Raw genomic sequence first — 20896 nt, 5'->3', positions numbered from 1 at the left:
TTTTTGCTTTTGCGAGCGAATCTCTACTCTAGATTGACTCTAGACTATATCGTTTGGAGGGCAAATCAATTGCCAACTAGGCGGCGAGCTCGAGAATCTCCATCACCTGCTCCGGCCCCTTGATCGGGCGAGGATTGTTGAGCACGGCCCGGTCGTGCATCGACTTCTCGGCGATCTCGCGGAAGCGATCCTTGCCCACACCCACTTCCGAAAGCCGGCCCGGCAGGCCGAGCGCCTTCACCAGGCCAGCCACCAGGTCGGCCGCCGCACTCTCCGGCTTGCCAAAAGCCTCGCTCACCCGCTTCTGGCGCTCGGCATTGGCGGGCAGGTTCCAGCGCAGCACCGAAGGCAGCATCACACACGAAGTATGGCCGTGCGGCACATGGCAGGCGGCACCCAGCACGTGGCCGATGCCGTGGCTCGCGCCGACGCCGACGCCGGAGGTGCCTGCGCCGATCGACAGCCACATGCCGAACTGCAGGTTGAGCCGCGTTTCCATGTCCTCCGGCCGCGCCTTGTGCCCGGGCAGTGCGCGCGACAAGAGCCTCAACGCCTCCGTCGAGGTACCGATGGCAAACGGATTGGCCTGCTGCGAGCATAGCCGCTCGACGGCATGGTCAACCGCCTTGAGCCCGGTCGAGAGCATGAGGTCCATCGGCGTGGCCAGCGTCGCGCCGGGATCGAGAACGATGACGCGCGGCACGACCAGGCGATGGCCGAAGCTTTCCTTGATACCATGGCGCGGATCGGTGATGCCGGCGAAGGCGTTGAACTCGGCGGCCGACAGCGTGGTCGGCACAGCCAGCATGCGGATCGCCTCGGCCGGTGGCTTGATCGCCTCGGCGGGCGGCGCGGCGCCCTCCTTCGGCTTGCCGGCGCGATAAAGATCGAGATCCTCGATCCTAGTCGCGTTCTGCCACAGCGCGATCAGCATCACCTTGGTGGCGTCGATTGCCGAGCCGCCGCCCACCGCCACGATCAGGTCGGCCTTGGCCTCGCGCGCGAGTGCCGCGCCCTCGATCACGCAGGGCCGGGGCGAATGGGCGGTGATGCCGGCATAGACGCCTGCGTAACGGTCGCCGAGGTCGCGGATCACGTCGGCCAATAGGGCGCTTTGGGCCACGGACCTGGTGGTGGTAATGAAAACACGTTTGGCGCCCAGCCGTTCGGCCTCGGCTCGAAGAGCCGCGCCCGCCGGCTTGCCGTAGACCACGCGTTCGATGTCCTGGTGTCCGTGGATGCCGCTCAACATGGGAGACTCCTCAACCGATGTGGCGGCGATAAAGCGCCAGCATGCGCTCATAGTGCTTTTCGCGGGCGGCCTCGTGCAGGTTGCCGCGGTCGGAGAAGGCGTAACCGTGATGCGTGCCCATCTCGGTTTCGACACGCGAGGGAAACGGCGCCGAGGCCAGCAGCTTCTCGAACCTGGCGACACCGGACAACGGCACGTAGGCGTCGTGCTCGGCGAACGAGTAGTAGCCCTCGGCCGTGATGTCCGAGAGCATCAGGTGCGGCGAGTCGGACTTGTCGGTGAGCAGTCGCGTTCCGTAGTAGGAGGCGAAACAGGCGATACGGTCGGGATGCATGGCCGCAGCCGCCGTGACGAAGGCGCCGCTCATGCAGTAGCCGACCAGGCCGATCTTGCCCGGCTTGGCGTCAGGCATCGATGGCAGCCTGTCGAGGATCACGCCGGTATCGGCCGTGACCTTGGCGTTGGAGATCGACTCCAGGAACCCGAACATCCTGGTGCGGTTCGCTTCCGCGTCGGGATGATCCCGCGTCGGCCCGCACACGAAGTCGCGGATGGTGCGGTAGTAGAGGTTGGGCAGCAGCACGTAATAGCCGGACTGCGCGATCCTGCGGCAGATCTCCTTCAGGCCCTCGCGCACGCCGGGTGCATCCATCAGCATCAGGACGACCGGCAGCGGCCCGCCATCGTCAGGCCGCACGGTGTAGGTGTTCATCGCGCCATCTTGCGTGGCGATATCCAGGTCACGTTCGATCATGGCCGGACGGTACCGGGCCAGTGCCCCATGGTCTATAACCGCCGCCTCTCATTGAATTCGAGGAGTGGAATGAGATGCCCGACGCCAGCAAAGGCGCTTTGGACGGCCTGAAAGTCATCGACCTGTCGCGCGTGCTGGGCGGCCCCTATTGCGGGCAGATGCTGGCCGACCACGGCGCCGAAGTGATCAAGATCGAGCCGCCGCAGGGCGACGAGACGCGGCTCTGGGGCCCTCCGTTCGACCAGGAAGGCATCTCGGCCTACTTCGCCGGCATCAACCGCAACAAGCGCACGATCGCGCTCGATCTCTCCAAGCCCGAGGGCCGCGAGGTATTGCTAAAACTGCTCGCCGAGGCCGACGTGCTGATCGACAATTTCAAGACTGGCACCATGGAGAAATGGGGCATCGGCTATGCTGACACGCTGGTGAAGAAGTTCCCGCGCCTCGTTCACGCCCGCGTCTCGGGCTTCGGCGAGGACGGCCCGCTGGGTGGCTTTCCAGGCTACGACGCCATGGTGCAGGCTTCGGCCGGGTTGGTCTCGGTGAATGGCTCACCCGAGAGCGGCCCGGTGCGAGTCGGCGTGCCGGTGGTCGATCTCTCGACCGGCATGAATGCCTGCATCGGCATCCTGATGGCGCTCTACGAGCGCAACCGCTCCGGCAAGGGCCAATTCATCGACGCCACTCTCTATGACAGCGCCATCGCGCTCCACCAGCCGCATGCGCCGAACTACTTCACCGCGGGGCAGAAGCCCAAGCTCGTGGGCAACAGCCACGGCAGCCTGGTGCCATACTCGAACTTCCCGACCAAGGGTCGCAACATCGCAATCGCCGCCGGCAACGACGGCCAGTTCCGCAAGCTTGCGCAGATGCTGGGCAAGCCCGAGCTGGCCCAGGATCCGCGCTTCAAGACCAACAAGGATCGGGTGGCACATCGCCTCGAGCTAGAGGCCGAGTTGCGTGAGTTGCTAAAGGACCGCGACGCCGACAGCTTCTCGATCGAGCTGATGAAGGGCGGCGTGCCGTCGGGCGCGGTGCTGGAGGTGCCCGACGTGATGGAGCATCCACACACCAAGCACCGCGGCATGGTGTGGGAGAAGGACGGTTATAGGAACGTCGGCAATCCCGTGAAACTGTCGCGGACACCCGCCGGCGTGCGCAGCAAGCCCAAGAAGTTCGGCACCGACACCAGGGCGGTGCTGGCGGAGGTGGGTTATTCGGCGGCTGAGATCGACAAGCTCGTCACCTCGGGCATCGCGCTCACCGAGATCAAGAAGGCCTGAGGAGACGGCGATGTTTCAACCCGACCTCCTGAAGGGCAAACGCATCCTGGTGACAGGCGGTGGCACCGGCCTCGGCCGCTCGATGGCCCACCGCTATCTCGAGCTCGGCGCCAACGTGGTGATCTGCGGCCGGCGCGAGGATGTGCTGAAGCAGACCGCCGAGGAATTGGCCAAGGAGACCGGCGGCGAGATCGAGACCGTGGGCTGCGACGTGCGCGTGGCCGATGCCGTCGAAGCCATGATGGACAAGATCTGGGAAAAGCGGCCCCTCGATATCCTGGTCAACAACGCCGCCGGGCAGATCCTGGCACAGACCCACAAGATGTCCTCGCGCGCCATCGACGCCGTTCTCGGCATCGTGCTGCACGGCTCGGCCTATTGCACCGTGGCCGCGGGGCGGCGCTGGATCGACGCCGGCGAGCGCAACAAGGTGGTGATGTCGATCCTCACCGTCTCGTCGCTGACCGGCGCGCCCTTCACGGTGCCTTCGGCGATGGCCAAGGCGGGCGTGCTGGCCATGACCAAGAGCCTCGCCGTCGAATGGGGCCCCAAGGGCATCCGCACCTGTGCGATCGTCCCCGGCCCTTTCCCGACCGAAGGCGCGTGGAGCCGGCTGATGCCCAAGGAGCGTGGCGGCCAAGAGGAGATGATCAAGGCGATCCCGATGCGCCGGGTCGGCGAGCACATCGAACTGGCCAACCTTGCGGCCTTCCTAGTGAGCGATGGGGCGGCCTACATCAACGGCGATGCCATCGTGATCGACGGCGGCAAGATGCTGCAGTCCGGTGGCGGCGGTGCCAACACCTCGGCCATGCTCGATTGGACCGACGCGCAATGGGATGCCATCCGGCCGAAGAAGAAAAAGTAGGTCAGCGGCTCTGTCTTGATTGTCCACCGCGGACGCCCCTACGTTCTTTCCTAGCAGGAGGGTAGGTAGCGCCTATGACTCCACCGAATCGAAGCGGGTGACGCGGCACCGAAATTCCGCGACCGGATCGTTCCCAACCTTCTGAATCAGGGAGGGGACCATGTCCCGAGCGAACCCCGTCTGCCGCAAGTGGGCGGGGTTCTCGTTGGCTACGACTTTCCGTCGACCCTCCGCCCCGCCACGATCCAGGCGATCACAAGGTCGTAGAAGACCGCCAACACGACCGGCCCGACAAACAGTCCGATCAAGCCACCGGCCAGCGTGCCGCAAATCACGCCGGCCAGGATGACGACCATCGGCGTCTGCAGACCACGCGCCATCACCACTGGACGCAGCACGTTGTCGACCAGCAACAGCGGCGCAGAATAGACGGTGAAAATGCCGGCATTCAGGGCCGGCATGGCGAACCACGCCCAAATGATCACCGGAATCATCACGATGTTGGGGCCAACCTGGACGATCGCCAGCACCAGGCAGGCGAAAGTGATGGCACCGGCAAAGGGGACGCCGGCGATCAGCATGCCGATGCCCAGCAAAGCAGATTGCAGAACGGCGATGCCGATCACGCCCTGCGACACGTTGCGGATGGTCGAGCCTGCGATTTCGAGAAAGTGCCTTCCCTTTGCGTCAGCGACGCGGCCGGCCAGGTCGCGGGCGGTGGCGGTCAGGGTGTCGGAATAGGCGAGCACCACGCCCGCGATGATGATGGCGGTGGCAAACTGCAGGACCTCGAGCGCCACGCCGGCCGCGACGCCACCAACCCAGCGCCCCACCGCGGCGAGCTGGCCGACATGGGTCTTCAGGAGGGCGCGCATGTCGTTCGCGGCATTGAGCCAGAGTTCGTGGAGGCGCTGGCCGATGATCGGCCAGCTCTGGACCGTATCGGGCGGCTGCGGCAGCAGATGGTCGCCCCGCATCAGGTCCCGCGCGTAGCCTTCAAGCGTCTCGACGGCGGATCCCGCCAGCATGATCACCGGGGTTACCAGCAGCACCAGGAGCAAGGTCGACAACAAGCTCGCCGCAATCCAACCGCGCAAGCCGAGGCGCCGACGCAACAGCGCGAAAAGCGGATAGACGGCCACCGCCAGGATCACCGCCCACAGCAGCATGGGCGCAATCGGGCGAAGAAGCTGCAGGCTGCCGTAGATCACGCCGCCAAGCAGTGCGATGCGAATAGCGAGATCGATCGCGAACCGCGACACATCCGCCCTGCCTTTTTCGGTATCGATCATCACTGCCCCCGTCGTTTTCTATATTTCGCTGTTCCTACCGAGCGCTGCCGCCCACGTCCAACGGCCAGCCCTTGTCGTGACCCAGACAGATCGCTGATACTCGCCGCTCCGGGGGAGGTATCAGGCATGGACCAGTACGACTACATCATCGTGGGCGCGGGCTCGGCGGGCGGCACACTGGCCGCACGGCTCTCAGAAAATCCGGCGACCAAGGTCCTGTTGCTGGAGGCCGGTGCCGCCAGCCATCCCTATACGCGCATGCCGCTCTCCTTCGGCCTGCTGATCGACAACCCGGCGGCCAACTGGCTCTACCAGTCCGAGCCCGAACCCAACACGGCCAACCGCGTCATTCCGGTGCCGCGTGGCAAGCTCTTGGGCGGCTCCAGCTCGATCAACGGGCTGGTCTGGGTGCGTGGCCAGCCGCTCGATTTCGACACCTGGGCGCAGATGGGCAACCGCGGCTGGAGCTGGCGCGAAGTGGCGCCGCTGTTCACCCGTATCGAGAATTTCGTCGACGGCGACGGCTCGAACGGCCGCGGCACCGGCGGACCGCTGAAGGTCTCGACCGTGCCCGATCAGAATCCGCTCTACGACGCGCTGTTCGCAGCCTCGAAGGCAGCCGGATTCAAGCTCAATCCCGACTACAACAGCGAGGACCAGGAAGGCGTCGTGAAGACGCAGACCTCGATCTACAAGGGTCGTCGCATGAGCGTCGCCCATTGCTACATCGAACCGGCGATGAAGCGGCCGAACCTGCATGTCGTCACCAACGCCATGACGCTCCGCGTGCTGCTGGACGGCAAGCGCTGCACGGGCGTGGAGTACGAGAAGGACGGCAAGGTGGTCCAAGCCAAGGGACGCGAGACCATCCTGTCGGCCGGCGGCGTCGCCTCGCCACAGATCCTGGAACTCTCGGGCATCGGCCAGCCGGAGCTGCTCCGGCAGCACGGCATCGAGGTGAAGCACGAGCTGAAGGCGGTGGGCGAGAATTTCCGCGACCACATCAACGCCCGCATCATCTGGCGCCTGAAGGTGGCCAACGTCTCCTACAACCACATGGCGCGCGGCCTGGGCGCCGTCACCCAGATGATGAAGTATCTCGCCACCGGCGGTGGCTTCATGAGCCTGCCCTCGGCACCGCTGCTGGCCTTCCTCAAGACGCGGCCGGAACTGGCGACGCCCGACGTGCAGATGCATCTCGTGCCCTACTCGATCAAGGATCCGAAGACCCGCAAGCTGCAGGACTTCCCGTCGATGACGATTGCCTGCTACCAGCTCCGGCCCGAGAGCCTGGGCTCCATCCACATCCGCTCGGCCGACCCCAAGGCGCAGCCGGCCATCCGCTTCAACTTCCTGGCCGACAAGATCGACCAGGATGCGATGGTGGGCGGCTTCCGCATGATGCGGAAGATCGTCGACGCGGCGCCGATGGATGCCTATCGCGACGCCGAATTTTCGCCTGGTTCATCGGTGAAGAGCGACGAAGAGATCCTGACCTGGATCCGCAACAACTCGCAGACCGCCTACCACCCGATCGGCACCTGCCGCATGGGGCCGGCGGGACAGAACACCGTGGTCGACGACAAGCTCAAGGTGCACGGTATCGAGGGCCTGCGTGTGGCTGACGCCTCGATCTTCCCGACCATGCCCTCGGGCAACACCAATGCGCCCTCGATCATGGTGGGCGAGAAGATGGCGGATATCCTGAAGGCGGCGGCGTAGTTCGTCGCTAGGGGCTGCCCAGCCGCTGCTTCACATCCTCGGGGATGGCGATCGCCTTCAGCGAGCGGGCGTCGCCGTCCTTGCGCGCCCAGATGCGCGTCTCCGTGCCTTCGGCGGCGATCTCGCCGGTGGCGTCGCGGAAGACGTGGCTGATCGTAAAAGAGCTGCGGCCGAACTTCGCGACGTGGCTTTCGACGACGAGCGTCTCGCCGGTCTGTGAGGCGCGCTTGAAGGAGCATTCGGCATGAACCAGCGGCGTGCCCTCTTTCCACTGGCCGCTGGTGATGTCGTCGCGCTTGAGGCCGGCGGCCAGGAACAGGCGATAGGTCGCCTGGTCAAACCAGCGGAAGTAGGCGGGATAGTAGACGATGCCGGCGGGATCGCAGTCGCCCCACTCGACGATGACGGTATGGCTGCTCTTGAGAGTCATGCACCTAGGCCGCTGCCGGCTTGCCGGTGATGAAGGCCGTGCCCGACATGCCGGCGATCAGCGTGCCGTCGGCACGGACGACATCGATGCGGTAGTTGGAGAGTTTGGCCGAACGCGCGATCTCGACGGCGGTGGCGGTGAGTACGTCGCCCACCCGCGCCGCGGTGTTGTACATCATGTGGACATCGACGCCGGCCGACTTGATGCCATGCGAATTGCAGGCATAGCCAAAGGCGGCATCGGCCAGGGTGAAAGTGAGCCCGCCGTGGCAGATGCCGTTGAAGTTGACGTGACGTTGCTCGACGCGGACCCGGGTGACGGCCCGGCCTTGCCCCACTTCGACCACCTCGATGCCGAGGTCGCGCGTGAAGGTGTCCCGTCCGGCGAGGGCAAGGGCGTCGAACTTGGTCATTCCGCGGCGTTCCGCAACGGAAGAGACACCGAAGCGATGGCCGCCAGCGTCCTCGACAGTGACTCGCCCTCGGGATCGGCCAAGGCCGCCACGCGCGCATTGGCCACCGCATCGGCAGCGGCCCGCGGCGCCATGCGCCCGGCGAGCGCAGGCGCGATCACCTCATTGGCGATCCGGTGATAGTTCTGCAGGCCGCGCTTATAGGTGTCGCCATAGCCCTTGATCAGACGTGCCGACTCCGCGATCTCGCGTGCCAGATCGATGCTGAGCGGCGCCGCCGCGCGGATCGAGGCGAGCCAGCTTTCGATCTCGGCCTGTTCCTCGACGAAGCGGAAGCTGCGCGGCCGCCACCAGCGTAGCGACGCCAGGAATCGCAGCCTTGCGAACCCCCAGATCGTCGTCGTGCGCACATGCATCGAGAGATAGACCTTGCCCAGCCGACCGGTGCGCTCGGCCCAGGCGAGGATGCGCCGTGCCAGCGACGGCGGAAGCATGGCGCAGATCTCCTCGATCCCCGGCTTGAAATGCTCGGTGATCTCCAAAGGTTCATGCTCTTTCGCACGAACCTCGCTCCGCACGCGCCCAATACGCTCGGCCGAGGTCTTGGCCTGGGCAACGCGGATCACATCCTCGAACGACATGCGGACGGCGAGATGCCGCGCCGTCTCGCGCAGCAGTTCGGCCGAACCCAGCGCCTGCACGGTATCGAGCCGATCGAGATAGAGCGCGGCGTAAGTCCGATCCTGATAGGCCGCGAGGCGCCGGATGCCCTCTTCCACCGCGTCGAGGCTGGTGGTCGGATAGGCCCGACGTGCCCGCTCGATCAGATCCTCGACGCCCTGCCCCGCGGCCTGGCGCTTGCGATGCTCGCGCACCGCCTGCTCCAATTCGCCGCGTGCGTGGCCGCGGCCGAAGGCGAAGGCGGCGAGATTGGTATCGACGGACTTGCCGGCATGGCGGATCGCCGCCTCGAAGGCCGCGTCGGGAATCGGCAGCCGGCCCGAACCCGCCAGCGCGCCCAGCAGCACGGCGTTGATGACGCCGCCGGATTCCTCGGCCGCCTGGTCCATGTCGAACAGGATCTGCGCCTTGCTGCGTTCCTTCACCGCCCGCAGCAGGCGGCCGACGTCGAAGCTGCCGTCGCCCATCGCCATGCGCTCACCGATGGCCAGCACGCGGTGGGTCGAGGCGATCAGGGTCGTGCGCTCAGGCGTCACGAAACCGTTGAAGATCATGCGGCCGGCTTCCAGCAACTCGGTGGCCAGCGCCACATCGACTTCGCCGATCGCCGGATTGAGCGCCAGCACCGAGGCCTGCGGACCCGGGGCAGGCATGACTTCAAGATAATAGGTCGTGGCGCCGGTACGCTGCGCCACACCCGGGATCTGCGTCGCCTGCACGCCTAGTCCCTGGCTCTGGGCCGCGGCCACGATCCAGTCGCACAGCACGCCGCCGCCATCGCCGCCCAGTGCGCCGATGAGGATCGTGACGGGCCGGCTCATGCGGCTTTCTCCAGTCGAATATCGACCTCGCGCTCGACGAAACGCCATTCCGCGGAGGCACGAAGCTTGGCCAGCAGTTCGTCGAACAGCACCTCGTCTGTTGCCGCGAACTCGAACCAAGTGAGAAAATCGAAGATCGCGCCGGGCTGATCGCGACAATGCACGAGCTGACGCGAGATGGCAGCGAGATACTCGCTGCCGATCGCAATATGCCGGGACTGTTCCTCCAGAACAGCGCGACGCTCGTCCTGCGCCAGCGCCCACCACGCCGCCGACTTGGTGATCGGAATCAGCGCCGCCCGCCTGGCCGAAGGACGCCCGAGAACCGACGGCGTGGCATCTAGCACCCGCTTTTCGGTCGAATGCGTATAACGAAGATTGCTTGTCACGCCCGCCAGCACCCACACCGCGTCGGCGGCCGGTCGCGTACTCTTGTCGACCCGCGCAACGGACTCGAGCGGTGCGCCGCGCTCGGCAGTCTGCCGCACGACGTTCCAAGCGCCCGCAACACCGCCACAGAAGACGATCGGATCAGGCACCCGCCATCGCTCCGATGACTCTCGTGCGCACGCGCCATTTCAGGCGGTCCCACCAGGTCGCGTTCTGCACGATGTCGGCCTTGTAGAAGGACGGACAAAGCACGGCGGCATCGGCAACCTCGCCACAGAGGCCGCAGCCGACGCAGCCGTTGTTGACGTGCGCCACCGGATCGGAGCGCAACGGATCGGGACTGGGCTTCACCACCAGCGAGGGACAACCGGAAAGACGGATGCAGGAATGGTCGCCGGTACAGACCTCGTCGTCGACGCCGTAGCGTGTACGCACCACCCGCTCGCCGCGCTTGAGCTGGGCCGCGATCTCAGGCCGGATGCGGCGCTGGCGCGCCAGCTGGCATTCGCCGTCGGCGACGATGACCTTGAGGCCTTTGTCGCTAGTGTTCATCGCCTCGCGCAGGGTGCCGAGCATGGTGGCGACATTGTAGGTGCGGATGGTGCGTAGCCATTTTACGCCCATGGCCTTGAGTGTGGCCGCGATATCAGACGTCGTCTCGCCGTCGCGGCGGTTACCCGCCGTATTGGGAATGAACTGCGCGCCGGTGGCCGAGGTGTAGCCGTTCTGCATGATGACCAGGACGCGATCGCCGCGGTTGAACATCGCCGAGGCGACGCCGCTCAGGAGACCGTTGTGCCAGAACCCGCCATCACCCATGACCGAAATGGTGCGACGTTCCATGATCGGCGCCACCGCGCCGGCGGCAGCGAGCGACATGCCGAATCCCAGGATGGAATTGCCGAGGTTGAACGGCGCCAGGGTCGCGAAGGAGTGGCAGCCGATGTCGCTCGACATGTGGACCTTGCCCACTTCGCGCTCGAGCAGCTTGATCGCCGAGAATACCGGCCTTTCCGGGCAGCCAACGCAGAAGCCAGGCGGCCTGAGCGGCAGCGGCCCGCCCAGCAGGCGCTGGGCCTCGGCGCGCCCGGCCCGCGCCGCCTCGAAGCGCTCGCGCGGTTTGCTGAGATCGATGTCGTTGGCCGACAGGGCAAAGAACTTCAGCAGGCCTTCCGTTACCACCTCGGCGGTATACTCGCCGGCCATCGGCAGTACGTCCTTGCCGTAGAGTTTGGTGTCGATGTCGCGCTTGCGCAGGATGGCGTGTATCGCCTGCTCGATATAGTCGGGCGCGCCCTCCTCGACGATCAGCACGGCCCGCTTACCGCGGCAGAAATCGGCGATCTGGTCGGGCACCAGCGGATGGGTGACGTTCAGCACCAGGGTCGGTACCCGGCTTTCGAGCTCCAGCCGGTCGAGGCCGCGCACCAGAACGTTGGTGATACCGCCCTGCACGATGATTCCGAGATCGGAGCGCTCGCCGGGCAGGAATTCGTTGAGCCCATGCTCGACGATGAAGCGCTCGGCGGCGGGCTGGCGGACCTCGACCTTGATCTTCTCGTGCGCATAGGTCGACGGCGGATGAGAAATGCGGTCGTAATTGTGTGCGGCCGGATCGGCGAGGCGATGGTTGCGCGAGATGGCCGGCGGCTTGTTGTCCTTGGCCACGAACTCGCCCGTGACGTGGCAGGCGCGGATACGCAGCTCCATCATCACCGGCGTATTGGTGGCTTCCGACAATTCGAACGCCATCTCCGTGCAGCGCACGATGGTCGGCAGCGACGGCCGGGGATCCATGAGCCAGAGCGACGATTTCAGCGCGTAGGCATGGGCGCGTTCCTGGATGACCGACGCCCCCTCGCCATAGTCCTCGCCGACCACGATCAACGCACCGCCGATCACGCCGGGCGAGGCAAGATTGGAGAGCGCATCGGCGGCCACGTTGGTGCCGACGATCGACTTCCAGGTGACGCAGCCGCGGATCGGGTAGTTGATCGAGGCGCCCAAGAGCGCCGCTGCCGAGGATTCGTTGGTGCAGGTTTCCAGATGGACACCAAGCTCGTCGAGCAGGTCCTGCGATTCGACCAGCACGTCGACCAGATGCGACACCGGCGCCCCCTGGTAGCCGCCGACATAGGCAACGCCCGCCTGCAGGATCGCCTTTGTGACGGCCAGGATCCCCTCGCCGCGGAAAATATCGCCCTGTCCCAGCCGTAGCGACCGCACCTCCTCGGTGAAGGAGCGTTCCGGGTTGGTGCGTTGGGCGACGGGAAGCTGCGGCTGATCCAACATGCCGGGATTATAGGGGCTAACGACGCCGCCGACGATCCCGTTTGCCGCCCTGGATGCCGGCGGCGCGGGCCTTTGTGATCAGTTCACGGAACGGCGCCAGGAGACGTTCGCGTATCGTCTTGTCCGTCTCGACCGCCGACAAGGCGAGGGCCACCGCCTCGAGCGTCGAGACGGCGTCCGGCCGCGCCTCCTTGCGCAGATTGCCGTAAAGCGACGGCCCATCGGGCACGACCACGAAGCGGCGGAGCTTGGTCAGCCAGGCGTTGCGCCACCACAGAGCCTTGGCCTGCGCCCAGTTGCCATCGAGCACGACCAGGCCCTTCAGACCTGCAAGCGCCGCGTCCTGGTCGGGCAGCATTTCGCCCTTGCGATCGACCGCCACGAGCGGCCTCTGCCCAGCGGCATGAGCGGAGCCGAGATAGAGCACGCCCCAGTCCCGCACCTCCGCCGGCTCTCCCAGCGCATGACCGAGGTTGCGCCACGACAGGCCGACAGCGAGCCGGGCATGGGCAAGCGTCGCCGCGAGCAGGCCCGCCGTGCCCAGCGCGTGATCCTGTTCCTGCGGGTGCTGCAGGATCAGCACCCTCACCTTGTTTTCGACAGTCGGTACAGCATCCAGCATGGCCGGACATATAGACCGTTTGGCGATAAGCTGTCGCCATGAGCATTGGCCTCGTCGTCGTCCCCAGCGTTACCAAGCTCCCGCCTGAAACGGACGGTGCCGTCCTGGTGGGTGGCTCACATGGCGCAGTCTATGCCGCCTATCTTTCCGCCAAGGCCGGCGCCCGCGCCGCCATCCACAACGATGCCGGGATCGGCCTCGATGAGGCCGGCGTGAGCGGGCTAGCCTGGGCCGACCGGCACGGCATGGCCATGGCCGCCGTCGCCGCCTCGAGCGCTCGCATCGGCGACGGCGAGAGCATGTTGCGTCGTGGGGTCATCAGTCGCGCCAACAAGCAGGCCGCAGCGTGCGGCGTCGAGGCCGGCCAGAGTGTCGCCGAAGCGGTGGAACGGCTGAAGGCGGCCCCGTGGCCGCACCGCAAGCCGGAGCCGCTGGCCGAGGGCCGCGCCCTATCGGACCGTATCATGTGCGTCGATTCCATCTCTCTTGCCGATGCCCGCGACCGTGGCCTGGTGGTGGCCAGCGGCAGCCATGGCGGCGTGCCCGCGGGCGAAACGGCGGCGGCATTCCGGCCGGCGTTGGCGCTGTTCAACGATGCCGGCTTCGGCTTCGAACAGGCGGGCGTGGCTGGCCTCGCGATCCTCGACAAGGGCGGCATCGCGGGCGCCACCGTGGGCGCATTGACGGCCCGTATCGGCGACGGCCACTCGACCCTCACGCAGGGGATGCTTTCCGAGGTGAACGAAGCCGCATACCGGCTCGGCGCCCGTGTCGGTATGTCGGCGCTTGCCTTGGCGCTCTCCATGGCGGAAAAAGCTCGGTGAGCGTCATTGGGGAGAAGACCGGGGCATGGCCGTCGTCAATGTAAAATCCGAGATCGCGGGCAATGTGTGGAAGATCCAGACCAAGCCCGGCGACCGCATCGAGGTCGACGGCGAGATCATGATCCTCGAATCGATGAAGATGGAAATCCCGGTGCTCTCCCCCAAGGCAGGAACCATCAAGGAAATCAAGGTCAGCGAAGGTGAAGCGGTCGGCGAAGGCCAGCTCGTCGCCATTCTCGATGCGTAGCAGCGCCGTCGCCGTCGACCTCGCCCGCCTGTGGGCGCCGGACAATCTGCGTCGGGCGGCCCCCGGCGTCGCGCTGTGCGCCGCCATTGCGGCGGTGGCCTTCATCGCCGATACGCGGAGCCTGTTCCGCTTCGGTGCGGTCTGGGTGCCGCCGCTCATCCTCACCCTGGTCATCGGCATGGCGCTGCAGCCGCTGTCGGCACGGCCGATCCTGAAGCCCGGCCTGGAATTCGCCGGCCGCACGCTGCTGCGCGTCGGCGTCGCCCTGTTCGGTGCCCGGCTGACGTTCGGCCAGCTCATCGACGACGGCGCGATGCCGGTCCTGATCGCCCTGGCAGCCGTTGGCTGCACGATCGCTTTCGGCGCCTGGGCGGCCCGCTTCTTCGGCCTCAGCCGCGATTTTGGCCTGCTGACCGGCTGCGCCACCGGCGTGTGTGGCGCCGCGGCGGCGATGGCCGCTTCCGCCGTCCTGCCCAAGCACGAGAATTCCGACCGCGACCTCGCCTTCACCGTGATGGGCGTCAACTTCCTCAGCACGGTGGTGATGGTTCTCTATCCGCCACTGCAGCAGGCGCTGGGCTACTCCTTGTTCGAGATGGGCGTGTTCCTGGGCGGCGCGATCCACGACGTGGCGCAGGTGGCCGGCGCCGGCCAGACGATGGGCGAAAAGGTGCTGAGCGATGCCATCATCACCAAGCTCCTGCGCGTGGCGTTCCTGCTGCCGGCGATCGCCGGCATCGCCTGGTGGGTGTCGAGGAGCGGCGGGCCGGTGAGCGATGCGCGTCCGGCGCCGCCTATCTTCCTGTTCGGCTTCCTGGCGCTCGCCGCGCTCAATTCGCTGGGCGTCGTGCCGCCGGCCGTCCAGGCGGCGGTGACGCAGGTCTCGTCCTTCCTGATCATCACCGCCATCGCGGCGCTCGGCATGAAGACATCGCTGCTGGCGCTGGCGCGGATCGGCATGGGCCCGGTGCTGCTGCTGATCGCCGAGACCGCCTTCATCGGCCTGCTGGTGATCGGCCTGATCTACGGCTTGCGCGCGCTGGGCCTCTAAAGTCGTTCGAATCGACGATCGCTCAGGTGCCGGGTTTTGTTCCCGTCGCCCGCACGACCTCGCCCCAGGTGTCGATTTCCTTCTTGATGAATTCGGCGAACTGGATCGGCGAACCCGGCGCCGGGACGGCGGCACGCTGCTCGATCTGACGGATCACCGCCGGATCGTTGAGCAGGGTTTGCATGTCCCTGTTCACCTTAGCCACGATCTCGAGTGGCGTGCGCGCCGGCGCGGCAAGCCCGGACCAGCCGGCGGCATCGAAACCCGGCAACGTCTGGGCAATGGTCGGAATCTTGTCGAGCGGCGGCGGCGCGGGCTTCGCGGTGGTAACGGCCAGTGCTTTGATACGCCCTTCCTTGATGTGGTTCAGCGCAGCGGCCGTGCTGTCCATCATCAGCATGACGTGACCGCCCAGCAGATCGGCCATGGCGGGTCCGCTGCCCTTGTAGGGCACATGCACGATGTCGAGCTTCGCCCGGAGCTTGAACAGCTCCATGCTGAGATGCTGCGACGTGCCTGGCCCGGCCGAGGCATAGGAGAGCTTGCCGGGCTCCTTGCGGGCCAGCTCGATGAGCTCGCCCAGCGTGTTCGCGGGGAAGCGCGGGTTGGCCACGATGACCAGGGGCACCAGGAAAATGTTGGAGATGGGCAGGAAGTCGACCAGCGGCTTGTAAGGCAGGTCGGGAAACAGGCTGGGATTGACGCCGAACGTGCCGCTCGACACCACCATCAGCGTGTAGCCGTCGGGCGCCGCTGCCTTGCCGTACTCTGTCGCCGGAATGCCGCTGCCGCCGGCCTTGTTCTCGACGATCACCTGCTGCTTCCACACATCGGTCAGCTTCTCGGCCATCATGCGGGCGAAGATGTCGGCTGCCTGTCCTGGCGGAAATGGCACGACGAAACGCACCGTCTTGTTGGGCCACGGCGCCTGCGCCAAGGCGGGTGCTGCCAGCAGTGCTCCAGCGGCACCGGCCACGGCCAGCGCACGGCGGCGTGTCGGATTCGAACGCATTCTTGCCTCCCGTTACTTTCGGGCGACAAGCTAGCACAGCCGCTGGAAAATAACGCCCATGACGATCGCAACTGTAGGCTACGACTGTCTCAGACTCGACACAATCGGAGGCAAAATGGGAGCCGCGGCGAGCCTCTGCCGGGAGTTGGTTCTGTGACTGATCGCTACTACGAGGACTTCAAGATCGGCGACCGGTTTACGAGCGGCGGCATGACCATGACCGAGGCGGGCATCATCGAATTCGCGCGGCAATGGGACCCGCAGCCCTTTCACATCGACGCCGAGTTCGCCAGGAAATGGACGTATGGCGGCCTGATCGCATCGGGCCTGCACACGATGTCCGCAACATTGCGACTGTGGCTCGACCTTGGGATCTTCCGCGCCAGCAGCCTGGGGTCGCCCGGCATCGGCGAGGTCCAGTTCCCACGACCGGTTCGGCCAGGCGATACCTTGCGGGTGGTTACCGATATCACCGAACTGAGGCCGTCGTCGTCCAAGCCCGACCGGGGTGTCGCACGCATCCGCCAGGTGACGATCAACCAGCGCGACGAACCCGTGCTGGAACAGGAAACCACCGTCTTCCTGAAGCGCCGGCCGGCCTCGGCGGTCACCCTCAGCGCGCGATCCTAGCCGAACGGCTTAGCGCCAGGCGAAGACCGGCTGCTCGAAATGGTCGACGCGCGTGTCGCGCCCGGCCAGCGCCACCTCGCGAAACTGATAAAGCACGGCCGCCGTCGGCGCATTGACCGTGGCGACCGGCAGCGGCAGGCGGATGATCGGCCGATCCGACTCCTCGATTGCCACGATCTCGGGTGAGCCTTCGCGGAAAAGCTCGGCGCAGCGGATACGGTAGGCGGCAGCGACTTCCGCCGGATTGGGCGTCACCCGCACGCCACCGGGAATCCACACCACGACGGGCGCGATGAGATAGCCCGACCGCGTCGGATAGTCGTCGAGCGTGCCCAGGATATCGGCGGAAGCAGCCGCGACACCCAGTTCCTCTTCCAGTTCACGCAACGCCGCTTGTTCGATCGTCTCGCCGGGATCGAGGCGGCCACCCGGCAAGGCCCACTGCCCGCCGTGCGCGCGCAGCCGCGGCGTGCGCTTCGTCAGCAGAAACGCAGCCTCACCGGGCGTGTCGGATTCGACCACCACGATGGCCACCGCCGCGTGCTTGAGTTCCCCGGTATCCTCGTGGCGACGCCGATCGAAACGGCTGAGGCGGTCAATGATCGCATCTCGCAGCGAGACGTCGAAGCGGAAAGGTGTCACGCCGTCGGTGGCTTTCTGAAGGTCCAGACGACGGCGGGCGGTACGTTGCGCCAGATACGCGCGCCGCGGGTGCCGACCAGACGCAAACCCTGACGCAGGGCGCGCGGCACGGGCGGCGTCGGGCCATAGGTGAACTGGATGAGCGCGGCGCCGCGCGGCAGCGCATCGAACACGCCGTGCACGATGCCGTTCACGACATCCGTCGGCAGTGACAGAAGCGGCAGGCTCGATACTACGGCGGCAACGGGGGCGACACCGTGGTCGGCCAGAAGACGCGGCAGGCGCGCCGCGTCACCCTCGATGATCTGCGGTTCCGAGAAATGGCGGCGCAGGAAGGCCGCCAGCTCGGGCTCTCGTTCGATCAGCGCCAACCGGGTCGGGGCAATGCCGGCAGCCAGCAGCGCCTTGGTGACCTCTCCGGTGCCGGCGCCCAGTTCGACGACATGACCCGACCGGCCTTCCAGAGCCTGCAGCGTCGCCTGCGCCATTGCCTCGGCCAGCAGGCGGCCACTCGGAATCACGGCCCCCATCGAGAAGGGCCGGCGCAGCCAGCGTTTCAGGAAAAGGGCAGTGCCGGCACGTGAATCGAGGCCGTGGCGTGACTCGAACGTAGGCATGATTCAACGCTAGCAGATTACTGAGCGGGCTGCATCGACGGGCCGCTGACCCGGGGCGCGGGTGCGGCCTCGAACACGGTCCGGGTGTGGCGCATCTGCTCGAGCGCGTTCACGACCGACACGTAGACCGCAGCGGCGAAGGGCAACGACTGCACGACCATGAAAACGGCCCAAAGTCTTGCCTCGGGATCGACGACGCCATTGTTGACCCACAGGGCCGCCGCCCCGAGCCACAGCAGGATCGCGAGCACCGCCTCGCCGCGCGCCATGCCGAGCGCCATGCCCAAGGTGGCGCGCTCGTCCATTTTCGGCGTGCGCATGAAGGGAAGCCGGCTGGTCGCCAGGCCGTAGATCACCGCGCGACCCACGGTGTAGGTGAGTGCGAGGCCGGCGAGCGACGCGCCCACGCTTTGGCGGAACGTGCACTTCACGCGATCGAAGTAGAGGCCGAAGGAATAGAGCAGCTTGAAGACGAAGATGCCGACCGTGGGCAGGATGAACTCGGCCGGCGGCAGGCCGACTGGCTTGATGCCGAACAGCGGCGGCAGCAGCACGGCCAGCAGCCAGGCGAGACCCGCCCACGTAAAAATGAGGTTGAGCGCGTCGGCGAACCACGGCGCCCAGCCGGCCACGAAGTGATACTTCTGCCCCAGAGTGAGCTTGGTGCTGTTGTTCAGCATCTTGCCGGCGTGCGCCTTCATGATCTGCATGGCGCCGTAGGCCCAGCGGAAGCGCTGCTTCTTGTAGCCGGCGAAATGGTCGGGCGTCAGCCCCTTGCCGAAGCGCTCGCGGCTGTACATGGCGCCGTAGCCCTGCTCCATCAAGCGCAGGCCAAGCTCGGTATCCTCGGTGATGCACCAGGTCGCCCAGCCGCCCATCTCTTCCATCAGGTCGCGGCGCACCAGCGTCATGGTGCCGTGCTGGATGATGGCGTCGTACTCGTTGCGCAGGCACATGCCGATGTCGAAGAAGCCGGCATACTCCCAGTTCAGCATTTCCTTGAAGCGATCGCCGGTCCAGTCGCGATGGTCCTGTGGCGCCTGGACATAGCCGATCTTGCGATCGTCGAAATACGGCACCAGCGCCTTCAGCCAGTCGGCGCGTACCATGTAGTCGCTGTCGATGACGCCGATCACCTTCGCGTCGGGCGCGGTCTGGCTCAGCACGTAGTTGAGAGCGCCGGCCTTGAAGCCCTTCATGACGTCGAAATGGAAGAAGCGGAACCGCTCGCCCAGCGACGCGCAATAATCCTGGACCGGCCGCCACACCGCCGGATCCTTGGTGTTGTTGTCGATGACGATGACTTCGTAGTCGGGATAGTCGAGCTTCGCGAGCGACTCCAGCGTCTGGATCACCATCGCCGGCGGCTCGTTGCAGATGGCCAGATGCAGCGAGACCTTCGGCCACTCCCGGTTCGCCGGCTGGCGCGCGATCATCTCTGTCGCCGGCAAAGCTTCGCGCGACCAGCGCCGCCGCCAGATCGTCTCGACCATCTCGAGCGCCTGCATCAGGGCCATGCCGAGGCTCAGCACCAGGAAGAAGGCGAGCACGCCCCAGCCCACCATCTCGGCCACCACCATGTAGCTGCCGGCCGCGACCGACCCGCCATAGACGACTGCGCTGGTCGACAGCGCCACCAGGCCACAGAAGGCGATCTGGCCCCACGTCTCGAGGTTGCGCCAGCGCCACAGGAAGAACAGCATGAGCGGCAGCGCCGCTGCCACCGACCAGGCGGCACAGCTTGCCCACTGCGGGAAGCGCTCGATGGTTCCCGTCCAGTTGAACTTCTGCTGGCGGTCGGCGTTCCACAGGCCCCAGTAGCCACCGGCCTTGCCCTCGAGATCGTAGGACTTCCAGGGCTGGTCGACCGCTTCGACGACGAAATGCTCGATGTTCTGGGTGCGCAACCACGCCACGGCGTCACGGATGTTCTTGGCCTGCTCGGCCGGCGTCGCATGCTTGACCAGGCCGCTGCCGGGACTGCGACGTGAAGCGCCGTTCGACGGCCAGCCGACCTCCGTCACGATGATGTTCTTGTTCGGATAGGCCTGCTTCAGCATGCCGATCCGGCTCTTGAGATACTGAAGCGGCGTCTCGTCCGATTTCTCGTCCCAGTAGGGCAGGATATGGACGGCGAGGTAATCGACCTCGCGCGCGAGCTCGGGATAGTGCAGCCAGACATGCCACGGCTCGGCGGTGCTCACGGGCACCTTGACGTTGCGCTTGACGTTGCGGATCTCGCGGATGAGCTGGGCCGGGCTGGTGGCATTGGGATCGCGCAGGTCCTTCTGGCCGTCCCATCGCAGGATGTTCTCGTTGCCGACCAGCACGCGCTCGACGCTGGGATTCTGGTTGGCCATGCGGATCAACGCCCGGGTTTCCTCGGCATTTACCGCGCTCGCCTCGCGGCCGAACTGCTGCTTGGCCTCGCTGGCGCTGTAGATCCACGCGCCAGGCACCAGCTTCAGCCCGTTCCTGGCGGCGAGTTCCGGCATGACGTCGCCGCCGTCCGTCGTGCGGTAGGTGCGCACGTACTTCACCTTGCCGCCCAGCATCGCGAAGTCGCGCTCGATCTGCTCCTTGCGCGGCTTGACGGCGGCGGCGGGTGCGTCGGTGAAGGCGGTGCGCAGGAAGCTCCAGATGCCGCTCGACTTGGCTTCGATCGGATCCTGGTCCTTGGCCCATGGCGCATAGGTGACGCCGTGCAGGGGCCCTTCGACGTTGGCCGCCTCGATCTGGCCGTCGAGCAGACGCCAGCCCGCGATCGTGGCCGCGACAGCAAGCAGAAGAACCAATCCCTGACGGATCATTATTTGACGATCACTCCGACAAGCCGCCGGTGGTGCATACCGTCGTCGGGATCGCGGTCGCATGTCTCCTGCGGACGATGAACGTCGACGCAAGGACCGTGCCGGATCAGCTCAACCGACGAGCCGATTACCACGCAGTGCGGCGGACCTCTTGGAGGCTTCCTTGCGCCCGATTTCCTCGTCTGCGACCCTTCGCAGACGATGCGGCGACCGGGGCGATCTATAGCCGTGCCTCCCGAAACGG

At 66.1% G+C, this 20896-nt stretch carries 20 protein-coding genes; 7 read left to right on the top strand and 13 right to left on the bottom strand.

What is annotated here, in order from left to right:
• Positions 1–76 precede the first annotated feature (76 nt).
• On the bottom strand, positions 77–1252 hold the full coding sequence (locus EPO55_RS11870) for an iron-containing alcohol dehydrogenase (RefSeq protein WP_296337022.1): 1176 nt from the start codon (positions 1250–1252) through the stop codon (positions 77–79).
• A gap of 10 nt (positions 1253–1262) precedes the next feature.
• Complete coding sequence (locus EPO55_RS11865) at positions 1263–2006, bottom strand: dienelactone hydrolase family protein (protein WP_296337021.1); 744 nt, start codon at positions 2004–2006, stop codon at positions 1263–1265.
• 74 nt (positions 2007–2080) lie between these two features.
• On the opposite strand from EPO55_RS11865, the gene EPO55_RS11860 reads away from it, so the two are divergent.
• Both EPO55_RS11860 and EPO55_RS11855 read left to right on the top strand, forming a co-directional pair.
• A complete protein-coding gene (locus EPO55_RS11860) occupies positions 2081–3289 on the top strand; it encodes a CaiB/BaiF CoA-transferase family protein (RefSeq protein WP_296337020.1) in 1209 nt (402 codons plus the stop codon).
• Positions 3290–3299: 10 nt separating this feature from the next.
• Complete coding sequence (locus EPO55_RS11855; RefSeq protein ID WP_296337019.1) at positions 3300–4157, top strand: SDR family oxidoreductase; 858 nt, start codon at positions 3300–3302, stop codon at positions 4155–4157.
• Between the two features lie 209 nt (positions 4158–4366).
• Here EPO55_RS11855 and EPO55_RS11850 read toward each other — a convergent pair whose 3' ends face one another.
• Positions 4367–5449 (bottom strand): AI-2E family transporter, encoded by a 1083-nt coding sequence (locus tag EPO55_RS11850; protein ID WP_296337018.1) that lies wholly within the window; start codon positions 5447–5449, stop codon positions 4367–4369.
• 126 nt (positions 5450–5575) lie between these two features.
• On the opposite strand from EPO55_RS11850, the gene EPO55_RS11845 reads away from it, so the two are divergent.
• Positions 5576–7171, top strand: a complete 1596-nt coding sequence (locus tag EPO55_RS11845) for a GMC family oxidoreductase N-terminal domain-containing protein (protein ID WP_296337017.1) — start codon at positions 5576–5578, stop codon at positions 7169–7171.
• A gap of 7 nt (positions 7172–7178) precedes the next feature.
• Here the strand turns inward: EPO55_RS11845 and EPO55_RS11840 are convergent, their stop codons facing one another.
• From EPO55_RS11840 to EPO55_RS11815, 6 genes are read right to left on the bottom strand one after another with little or no spacing between them, the layout of a single operon-like run.
• On the bottom strand, positions 7179–7601 hold the full coding sequence (locus EPO55_RS11840) for an acyl-CoA thioesterase (protein WP_296337015.1): 423 nt from the start codon (positions 7599–7601) through the stop codon (positions 7179–7181).
• 4 nt (positions 7602–7605) lie between these two features.
• Positions 7606–8013 (bottom strand): hotdog fold thioesterase, encoded by a 408-nt coding sequence (locus tag EPO55_RS11835; protein ID WP_296337014.1) that lies wholly within the window; start codon positions 8011–8013, stop codon positions 7606–7608.
• Positions 8010–9515 carry an indolepyruvate oxidoreductase subunit beta family protein gene (locus tag EPO55_RS11830; protein ID WP_296337013.1) on the bottom strand — a complete coding sequence of 502 codons (1506 nt, stop codon included), beginning with the start codon at positions 9513–9515 and terminating at the stop codon, positions 8010–8012. The genes EPO55_RS11835 and EPO55_RS11830 overlap by 4 nt, the downstream gene beginning before the upstream one ends.
• Positions 9512–10054, bottom strand: coding sequence for a chlorite dismutase family protein (locus tag EPO55_RS11825; protein WP_296337011.1), 543 nt, complete (start codon positions 10052–10054; stop codon positions 9512–9514). The genes EPO55_RS11830 and EPO55_RS11825 overlap by 4 nt, the downstream gene beginning before the upstream one ends.
• Positions 10047–12197, bottom strand: a complete 2151-nt coding sequence (locus EPO55_RS11820; protein WP_296337009.1) for an indolepyruvate ferredoxin oxidoreductase subunit alpha — start codon at positions 12195–12197, stop codon at positions 10047–10049. Before EPO55_RS11820 ends, EPO55_RS11825 begins: the two co-directional genes overlap by 8 nt.
• 16 nt (positions 12198–12213) lie before the next feature.
• A complete protein-coding gene (locus EPO55_RS11815; protein ID WP_296337008.1) occupies positions 12214–12819 on the bottom strand; it encodes a tRNA-uridine aminocarboxypropyltransferase in 606 nt (201 codons plus the stop codon).
• Positions 12820–12857: 38 nt separating this feature from the next.
• Between EPO55_RS11815 and EPO55_RS11810 the strand changes: the two genes are divergently transcribed.
• Genes EPO55_RS11810 through EPO55_RS11800 form a run of 3 tightly spaced genes read left to right on the top strand, consistent with a single transcriptional unit; the run spans position 12858 to position 14941 of the window.
• Positions 12858–13643 (top strand): hypothetical protein, encoded by a 786-nt coding sequence (locus tag EPO55_RS11810; RefSeq protein WP_296337006.1) that lies wholly within the window; start codon positions 12858–12860, stop codon positions 13641–13643.
• A gap of 25 nt (positions 13644–13668) precedes the next feature.
• Complete coding sequence (locus tag EPO55_RS11805; RefSeq protein ID WP_296337005.1) at positions 13669–13890, top strand: biotin/lipoyl-binding carrier protein; 222 nt, start codon at positions 13669–13671, stop codon at positions 13888–13890.
• A complete protein-coding gene (locus tag EPO55_RS11800) occupies positions 13883–14941 on the top strand; it encodes a putative sulfate exporter family transporter (RefSeq protein WP_296337004.1) in 1059 nt (352 codons plus the stop codon). The genes EPO55_RS11805 and EPO55_RS11800 overlap by 8 nt, the downstream gene beginning before the upstream one ends.
• A 22-nt stretch (positions 14942–14963) precedes the next feature.
• Here EPO55_RS11800 and EPO55_RS11795 read toward each other — a convergent pair whose 3' ends face one another.
• Positions 14964–15953 carry a tripartite tricarboxylate transporter substrate binding protein gene (locus EPO55_RS11795; RefSeq protein ID WP_296337003.1) on the bottom strand — a complete coding sequence of 330 codons (990 nt, stop codon included), beginning with the start codon at positions 15951–15953 and terminating at the stop codon, positions 14964–14966.
• A 153-nt stretch (positions 15954–16106) separates the two neighbouring features.
• Here EPO55_RS11795 and EPO55_RS11790 point away from each other — a divergent pair, with 153 nt between their 5' ends.
• Entirely contained in the window at positions 16107–16583 is a 477-nt protein-coding gene (locus EPO55_RS11790) for a MaoC family dehydratase (protein ID WP_296337002.1), read from the top strand.
• Positions 16584–16592: 9 nt separating this feature from the next.
• Here the strand turns inward: EPO55_RS11790 and EPO55_RS11785 are convergent, their stop codons facing one another.
• From EPO55_RS11785 to EPO55_RS11775, 3 genes are read right to left on the bottom strand one after another with little or no spacing between them, the layout of a single operon-like run.
• On the bottom strand, positions 16593–17225 hold the full coding sequence (locus tag EPO55_RS11785; RefSeq protein WP_296337001.1) for a CoA pyrophosphatase: 633 nt from the start codon (positions 17223–17225) through the stop codon (positions 16593–16595).
• Positions 17222–17842, bottom strand: coding sequence for a phospholipid methyltransferase (locus EPO55_RS11780; RefSeq protein ID WP_296337000.1), 621 nt, complete (start codon positions 17840–17842; stop codon positions 17222–17224). The genes EPO55_RS11785 and EPO55_RS11780 overlap by 4 nt, the downstream gene beginning before the upstream one ends.
• Positions 17843–17859: 17 nt before the next feature.
• Positions 17860–20637, bottom strand: coding sequence for a glycosyltransferase (locus EPO55_RS11775; protein WP_296336998.1), 2778 nt, complete (start codon positions 20635–20637; stop codon positions 17860–17862).
• Between the last annotated feature and the right edge of the window lie 259 nt (positions 20638–20896).

The sequence above is a fragment of the Reyranella sp. genome (assembly GCF_004296935.1).
In the GTDB taxonomy this organism is placed as follows: Bacteria; Pseudomonadota; Alphaproteobacteria; order Reyranellales; family Reyranellaceae; genus Reyranella.
Note: the sequence above shows the minus strand (reverse complement) of the source record. Positions and strands in the feature narration are given on the sequence as shown.

Excerpts from the sequence above, each read along its gene's own strand:
- EPO55_RS11870 (WP_296337022.1), bottom strand. The coding sequence starts at position 1,252 with ATGTTGAGCGGCATCCACGGACACCAGGACATCGAACGCGTGGTCTAC.
- EPO55_RS11865 (WP_296337021.1), bottom strand. The coding sequence starts at position 2,006 with ATGATCGAACGTGACCTGGATATCGCCACGCAAGATGGCGCGATGAAC.
- EPO55_RS11860 (WP_296337020.1), top strand. The coding sequence starts at position 2,081 with ATGCCCGACGCCAGCAAAGGCGCTTTGGACGGCCTGAAAGTCATCGAC.
- EPO55_RS11855 (WP_296337019.1), top strand. The coding sequence starts at position 3,300 with ATGTTTCAACCCGACCTCCTGAAGGGCAAACGCATCCTGGTGACAGGC.
- EPO55_RS11850 (WP_296337018.1), bottom strand. The coding sequence starts at position 5,449 with ATGATCGATACCGAAAAAGGCAGGGCGGATGTGTCGCGGTTCGCGATC.
- EPO55_RS11845 (WP_296337017.1), top strand. The coding sequence starts at position 5,576 with ATGGACCAGTACGACTACATCATCGTGGGCGCGGGCTCGGCGGGCGGC.
- EPO55_RS11840 (WP_296337015.1), bottom strand. The coding sequence starts at position 7,601 with ATGACTCTCAAGAGCAGCCATACCGTCATCGTCGAGTGGGGCGACTGC.
- EPO55_RS11835 (WP_296337014.1), bottom strand. The coding sequence starts at position 8,013 with ATGACCAAGTTCGACGCCCTTGCCCTCGCCGGACGGGACACCTTCACG.
- EPO55_RS11830 (WP_296337013.1), bottom strand. The coding sequence starts at position 9,515 with ATGAGCCGGCCCGTCACGATCCTCATCGGCGCACTGGGCGGCGATGGC.
- EPO55_RS11820 (WP_296337009.1), bottom strand. The coding sequence starts at position 12,197 with ATGTTGGATCAGCCGCAGCTTCCCGTCGCCCAACGCACCAACCCGGAA.
- EPO55_RS11815 (WP_296337008.1), bottom strand. The coding sequence starts at position 12,819 with ATGCTGGATGCTGTACCGACTGTCGAAAACAAGGTGAGGGTGCTGATC.
- EPO55_RS11810 (WP_296337006.1), top strand. The coding sequence starts at position 12,858 with ATGAGCATTGGCCTCGTCGTCGTCCCCAGCGTTACCAAGCTCCCGCCT.
- EPO55_RS11805 (WP_296337005.1), top strand. The coding sequence starts at position 13,669 with ATGGCCGTCGTCAATGTAAAATCCGAGATCGCGGGCAATGTGTGGAAG.
- EPO55_RS11800 (WP_296337004.1), top strand. The coding sequence starts at position 13,883 with ATGCGTAGCAGCGCCGTCGCCGTCGACCTCGCCCGCCTGTGGGCGCCG.
- EPO55_RS11795 (WP_296337003.1), bottom strand. The coding sequence starts at position 15,953 with ATGCGTTCGAATCCGACACGCCGCCGTGCGCTGGCCGTGGCCGGTGCC.
- EPO55_RS11780 (WP_296337000.1), bottom strand. The coding sequence starts at position 17,842 with ATGCCTACGTTCGAGTCACGCCACGGCCTCGATTCACGTGCCGGCACT.